This is a genomic window from Hydrogenimonas sp., assembly GCF_029933015.1.
In the GTDB taxonomy this organism is placed as follows: Bacteria; Campylobacterota; Campylobacteria; order Campylobacterales; family Hydrogenimonadaceae; genus Hydrogenimonas.
On sequence record NZ_JAOZOZ010000155.1, the window covers coordinates 1 to 3677 of the forward strand.

At 56.5% G+C, this 3677-nt stretch carries 5 protein-coding genes; 3 read left to right on the forward strand and 2 right to left on the reverse strand.

The window, feature by feature from the left end:
• The 3 genes from Q1K23_RS08515 to Q1K23_RS08525 form a co-directional block, all read left to right on the forward strand.
• On the forward strand, positions 1–203 hold a 203-nt coding region (locus tag Q1K23_RS08515), incomplete at its 5' end, for a cation transporting ATPase C-terminal domain-containing protein (protein ID WP_300363821.1).
• 63 nt (positions 204–266) lie between these two features.
• The gene (locus tag Q1K23_RS08520) at positions 267–1829 is read left to right on the forward strand and encodes an endonuclease/exonuclease/phosphatase family protein (protein WP_300363823.1); all 1563 of its coding nucleotides are present in this window, start codon (positions 267–269) and stop codon (positions 1827–1829) included.
• Between the two features lie 39 nt (positions 1830–1868).
• Positions 1869–2627 carry a sulfite exporter TauE/SafE family protein gene (locus tag Q1K23_RS08525; RefSeq protein WP_300363825.1) on the forward strand — a complete coding sequence of 253 codons (759 nt, stop codon included), beginning with the start codon at positions 1869–1871 and terminating at the stop codon, positions 2625–2627.
• Here the strand turns inward: Q1K23_RS08525 and Q1K23_RS08530 are convergent.
• Complete coding sequence (locus tag Q1K23_RS08530) at positions 2615–2980, reverse strand: diacylglycerol kinase (protein WP_300363827.1); 366 nt, start codon at positions 2978–2980, stop codon at positions 2615–2617. The two genes, Q1K23_RS08525 and Q1K23_RS08530, sit on opposite strands and share 13 nt — an antisense overlap.
• Positions 2977–3522, reverse strand: coding sequence for an HD domain-containing protein (locus Q1K23_RS08535; RefSeq protein WP_300363829.1), 546 nt, complete (start codon positions 3520–3522; stop codon positions 2977–2979). The genes Q1K23_RS08530 and Q1K23_RS08535 overlap by 4 nt, the downstream gene beginning before the upstream one ends.
• Between the last annotated feature and the right edge of the window lie 155 nt (positions 3523–3677).

Genomic DNA, 3677 nt, shown 5'->3' on the forward strand with positions numbered 1-3677 from the left:
TGCAGAACCCGATGCTGATCCTCTCGGTCATCGCCGCCCAGGCGATCCATGTGGGGGCCCTGCACTTTCCGCTGACCCAGCGCATCCTCTCGGTGGAGCCTGTCCCTTTCCGGCTCTGGGACGAGCTGGCGATCCTGGCGCTGGGGCTGATCGTCGTGATGGAGGCGGAGAAGTGGGTGCGGAACAAAATCGCGAAGCGATGATCCGGGAGATTTCAAAATCGAAACCGAACGGAAACTTTCACCCAAAACTGCTACAATTCTCTCATGAAAAAGTTGCTGTTCACTCTTCTTCCTCTGCTGCTCTTCTCCGGCGAGATCAAAGTGGCGAGCTGGAATGTCGAAAACCTCTTCGATCTTAAAAAGAGCGGGTCGGAATATACCGAGTACATCCCCTTTACGGGGTACGGCTGGAACGAGAAGGCCTTCGCAATCAAGGTCGCGAATATCTCGCAGGTGATCTGCGATCTCAAACCCGACATCATCGGACTGCAGGAGATCGAGAGCGACGGGGCGCTGGCGGCGTTGCAGAAAGGTGTGGCGGCGTGCGGCTGGCCGATGGGATACCGCGCCATCGCCGACGACAAACCGACCGTCGTCAAAACCGCCCTGCTCTCCCGTTTTCCGATCGTGGAAAAAAGAGAGATCGATCCCGACGGGAGCCTGGCTACCCGAAACATTCTCGAAGCGACCGTCGATGCGGAGGGGCACAGGCTGCGGATTTTCGTCAACCACTGGAAATCGCGCAACGGGCCGGAGAGCCGCAGAGTGGTGAGCGCGAAGGCGCTGATGAAGCGTGTGAAAGCCCTCCCCAAGGGAGAGGATTATCTGCTTCTGGGGGATTTCAACAGTGACTGGAACGAGTGGCGGACGCTGCCGCAGACCCCGCGTCTCAACGACACCCGCGGCCTGACGGGGATCAACCATATCCTCAAAACGATCCAAGACGGCAAACCCGTCTCCAAACGCGACATCGTCCGGCCCTACCACTACGACCTCTGGCTGGAGCTTCCGCCCCAGCGGCGATGGAGCCACAACTTCTACGGCGACAAGCACGCGCTCGATCACATGATTCTCCCCGCTTCGATGTTCGACGGCAAAGGGATCGATTACGAGGATCGCTCGTTCAAAAAGTTCACACCCCACTATCTCTTTACGAAAAAGGGAGCCATCTATAGGTGGCAGGTGGCCAAAAGGCGACACGGCAGACACCTGAACGCGGGCTATTCGGACCATCTGCCGATCTATGCCAGGTTCTCGACGGAGCCCTACAAACCCTCTGTCGGAAATCGCCAAGGAAAAGACGGTGAAAAAGCGGAAGGATCGCCGGCACGGACCATCCACATCGCCGATCTCTACAGCATGCCCCTGGGCTGGATGAACGGGATCGTCGAGGAGGCGGTGGTCATCTACAAAAAGGGAAAGGTGGCGATCCTCAAGGAGCCGGGCGGCCGGGCGATTCTGGTCTACCGGGATACGGGCCGTCTCGATGTGGGTGACAGATGCAAGGTGGCGGTGCGAAAACTCTACGATTACAAGGGCCTTCGGGAGGTGACGAAGATCGACGTGCTGGAAAAACGCGGAAAAACGGCGGTGGAGCCGCTGCTGCTGAGAGATTTTGACGATCTGGCCGATCCCAGGTGTCTCAACGAAGTGGTCGCCGCCGTATCCGGCACCTACAGACGGGGCTATCTCCATTACGGCAAGGGTAGAAAAATCAAGCTCTTTTTCAAGACAAAGAGGTCGAGGCCGAAAAACGGTACCTCTTTGAGACTCGAGAGGGTTCGGGTGGGACTTTACAGAAATCGGCCCGAACTTGTCGTCGATTAACGGGAAGTTGGATAAAATTAGAGGAAAAAGGCGGTACAGATGGGCAGTGTCGAGCTGAGTACGATTTTTCTGGTGGCGCTTCTGGGGTCGTTCGGCCACTGTATAGGGATGTGCGGGGGCTTCGTCCTGGCCTATACGGCGGCGAAGGTGGACGCACGGTGGTCGAAAACCCACCAGATGATCGCCCACCTCCTCTACTCCATCGGACGGGTCGTCAGCTACATGATCATCGGTGCCATCTTCGGCTATCTGGGACAGAAGGTGAGCTTCGACCTGACGGCCAAGGGGCTGCTTTTCATCGCCGTGGGCATTCTGATGCTCTTCATCGGCCTCTCACTGATCGGCAAGATCAAGTTCCTCAACTCCATCGAATCCTCCATCGCCCAGAGTTCGTGGTTCGGCAAGCTCTTCAGGCTGGTCATCCACTCCCGTTCGCTCCCCAGCTTTTTCCTGATGGGGATGCTCAACGGTTTCATCCCCTGCGGTCTCGTCTACTTCTTCGCCACGGCCGCCATCGTGGCCGGTTCTGCTCTCAAAGGGGCCATCGTCATGGGTGTCTTCGGTGTGGCGACGATCCCGGCGATGCTGGGTGTGGGAATCTTCTCATCGCTCATCAAAGGCTCCTCCTACCGACAGCTGGTCATCAAGATCGCGGCGGTGGTGGTGATGCTGTTTGGGCTTTTCACCAGCTACAAAGGGTACATGATGATCACCCATCCGGAAAAGATCCAGAAAAAGATGGAGAGGATGCACGAGGAGCTCAAAATACTCCCCGGCGGGGAGAGTCAGTCGAAATAGACCAGATAGAGCGTCACGAGCCAGACGACGATCGTGAAGAAGACCGTCAGGAGCACCATCGCTGCGCCGGCGTCCTTGGCGTGTTTGGCGAGGGTGTGCTTTTCGCGGGTCACGAGATCTACGACCCGTTCGATCGCGCTGTTGGCCAGCTCGGCAATGAGCACGAGCAGCATTGAAAGTCCCAGGACCGTCTTGGCGAGCAGCGGCATCGGTACGAAGGGAAGCGCGATCCAGACGACGATGGAGAGGATCACTTCGATTCTGAAGGAGGTTTCGTGCCGGAATACCTCGACGAGGCCCTCCGCCGCGTAACGGGCGTTTTTGAAAAGCGAATATTTGGGCTGATTTCTCATCGTATCTTCTCCAGTGTCTCTTCGTAGGCGGCGATCTTCTTTTCGAGACGTTTCGCCAGGTAGGGGGAGGCGTCTCCGAGCATCTGCAGAATCATCTTCGCGTTGTTCGTGATCGTCTCCACTTTCTGGGGCGACCACTCCGAAGAGATGGGGAGCATACTGCTGATGCGGTCGGCCAGTTTGGCCATGGCGATCTCCCTGGGCTGCTCCAGGATACGCACGATCGAATCTTTGAGCTGCTCCTCTTTGGGAAGCGCTTCGTTTTTGGTCATCGCTTCGACCCCTTCGGCGACCGACTTTCCGAAATCCTTCCGGATCGATTTGACCGTGACGTCGCTCTTTTCGACCACGTCATGCAGCAGCGCCACGACGACGGCCAGATCGACATTGAAGCTCTCTCCGGCGGCCTGTGCCGCCAGAAGCTCGTAACTCGCCGCCACGGGATGGGTCATGTAAGGGTCGCCGAATTTGGTGACCTGGCCGTAGTGGGCCCACGCCGTCAGACGCAGCGCTTTGTGAAACATATCGGTATTTGGTATCATAGAAAAACTTTAAATATAGATTTTGAACTCGCCGCAAGCGGAAAAATGAATGAAACGTTGCGTTAAAATGTTTAGAACCCATCTCAAAAATCCCCATAGGCGGGATTTTTGAGATGGGTTCTGGAATTTTACCAAAAAAGGAATTTTTTTGTTGG

Coding starts and splice junctions, on each gene's coding strand:
- Q1K23_RS08535 (WP_300363829.1), bottom strand. CDS start 3,522: ATGATACCAAATACCGATATGTTTCACAAAGCGCTGCGTCTGACGGCG.
- Q1K23_RS08520 (WP_300363823.1), top strand. CDS start 267: ATGAAAAAGTTGCTGTTCACTCTTCTTCCTCTGCTGCTCTTCTCCGGC.
- Q1K23_RS08530 (WP_300363827.1), bottom strand. CDS start 2,980: ATGAGAAATCAGCCCAAATATTCGCTTTTCAAAAACGCCCGTTACGCG.
- Q1K23_RS08525 (WP_300363825.1), top strand. CDS start 1,869: ATGGGCAGTGTCGAGCTGAGTACGATTTTTCTGGTGGCGCTTCTGGGG.